Annotated in this window: 2 protein-coding genes; both read left to right on the forward strand. The window is 74.5% G+C overall.

Features of this window, described 5'->3' with window-relative positions:
* Nucleotides 1–900: 4-(cytidine 5'-diphospho)-2-C-methyl-D-erythritol kinase (locus B4M60_RS02205; protein ID WP_291079864.1), on the forward strand; the 900-nt coding region annotated here is incomplete at its 5' end.
* Nucleotides 900–2,215: ABC-F family ATP-binding cassette domain-containing protein (locus B4M60_RS02210; RefSeq protein ID WP_291079866.1), on the forward strand; the 1,316-nt coding region annotated here is incomplete at its 3' end. The genes B4M60_RS02205 and B4M60_RS02210, both read left to right, overlap by 1 nt.

The raw sequence follows: 2,215 nt of genomic DNA on the forward strand, positions 1-2,215 counted from the left end.
GCCAAGATCAACCTCCACCTGGGCGTCGGAGACCTGCGCGCGGACGGTTTCCACGACCTGCTCACCGTGTACCGGGCCGTGGACCTGTGGGAGGAGGTCACCGTGTCGTTCGCCGACCGCGACGAGGTGACCGTCTCCGGTCCGGGCGCCCCGCACGTGCCCACGGACCGGTCCAATCTCGCCGCCCGGGCGGTCGACCTGCTCCGGGAGGAGGCGGGGTCGGACGCCCGGATCGCCATCCGGATGGTCAAGGGTGTCCCCGTGGCCGGCGGGATGGCGGGCGGGAGCGCGGACGCCGCGGCCGCGCTCCTCGCCACGGACCGGCTGTTGGGCCTGGGACTCGGCCGCGCCGCGCTGGAGGAGCGGGCCGCGCGCCTCGGCAGCGACGTCCCCTTCTGCCTCCGCGGCGGCACGGCGCTCGGCACCGGCCGCGGCGAGACGCTCGCCACGCTGCTGCGCGCCCGCACCGAGCAGCACCTCGTGGTGGCTCTGGCGGACGGCGGGCTCTCCACCCCGGTGGTGTTCGCCGAACTCGACCGGCTGCGCGCCGAGCGCACCGATCTGCCCCGGGCGGGTGGAACCGAGTCGCTCGTCGAGGCCCTCGCCGGCGACGATCCGCTGATGGTCGCCGACCTGCTGACCAACGACCTGCAGCCCGCCGCGCTCTCGCTCATGCCCGCCCTGCGCCGGACCCTGCGCGCCGGCGAGGAGGCCGGCGCCCTGCACGGCATGGTCTCCGGGTCCGGCCCCACCTGCCTGTTCTTCTGCTCGGACCGCGAGCACGCCATCTCGGTGGCCGCCGAGGTGAGCGCGCACGGCGTCGCGCGCGAGGTCCGGATCACCCGGGGCCCGGTCGGCGGCGCCCGTCTACTCACCCCGCAACAGACCACGGAGCAATGATGGCCCCCACCAACCTCATCAACCTCGAGCACGGGTCGGTGTCCTTCGGGATCCGCCAGGTGCTCGACGACGTCTCCCTGGGCGTCAACGCCGGCGACCGCATCGGGGTGGTGGGCCTCAACGGTGGCGGCAAGACCACCCTGCTGGAGATCCTCACCGGCGTGGCCGAGCCGGACACCGGCCGCGTCTCCCAGGTGAGCGGCCTGCGGATCGCCGTGGTCACGCAGCGCACCGAGCTCGCGGCCGACACGGTCGGCGAGGCCGTGGTCGGCGGCCTCGGCGTGGAGACCCACGAGTGGGCGGGCGACTCGCGGATCCGCGCCGTACTCGACGGCATCGGTATCCACGACCTGGGACTGGACACCCCGGTGGCGGACCTGTCCGGCGGCGAGCGGCGCCGGGTCTCCCTGGCCGCGGCCCTGGTGCAGGACCTGGACCTGCTGGTGCTGGACGAGCCGACCAACCACCTCGACGTCGAGGGGGTCCAGTGGCTCGCGGACCACCTCCGCGGGCGGGCGAGCGCGCTCGTCGTCGTCACCCACGACCGCTGGTTCCTCGACACCGTCGCCACCCACACCTGGGAGGTGGTCGACGGCCGCGTCGAGCAGTTCGAGGGCGGCTACAACGACTGGGTGTTCGCGCGCGCCGAGCGCGACCGGCAGGCGTCAGCCACCGAGTCGCGGCGGCAGAATCTCGCGCGCAAGGAGCTGGCCTGGCTGCGTCGCGGCGCGCCCGCCCGCACGTCCAAGCCCCGGTACCGCATCGAGGCGGCCGAGGCGCTGATCAAGGACGTGCCGCCGCCCCGCGACTCACTACGGCTGTCGAGCTTTGCCGCGCGGCGCCTGGGCAAGGTCGTGATCGAGCTCGAGGACGCCCGACTCGAGGCCCCCGACGGACGCGTCCTGGTGGACGACCTCACCTGGCGCCTCGCCCCCGGCGAGAGGCTCGGCCTGGTCGGCGTCAACGGCTCCGGCAAGACCACGCTCCTGCGGGCCCTGGCCGGCGAGGCGCCCCTCGCGGCGGGCCGGCGCAAGCAGGGCAAGACCGTCAGCATCGGGTGGCTGCGGCAGGAACTCGACGACCTGCCGCTGGACCAGCGGGTCCTGGAGGCGATCGAGGACGTCGCGACGCGGGTGTCGTTCGGCGACATCGAGCTCAGCGCCTCGCAGCTGGCCGAGCGGCTCGGCTTCACCCCGGCCCGGCAGCGCACGCCCGTCGGCGACCTCTCCGGCGGTGAGCGGCGGCGCCTGCAGCTCACGCGCGTGCTCATGGCCGAGCCCAACGTGCTGCTGCTCGACGAGCCCACCAACGACCT

The sequence above is a fragment of the Dietzia sp. UBA5065 genome (genome assembly GCA_002415925.1).
In the GTDB taxonomy this organism is placed as follows: domain Bacteria; phylum Actinomycetota; class Actinomycetes; order Mycobacteriales; family Mycobacteriaceae; genus Dietzia.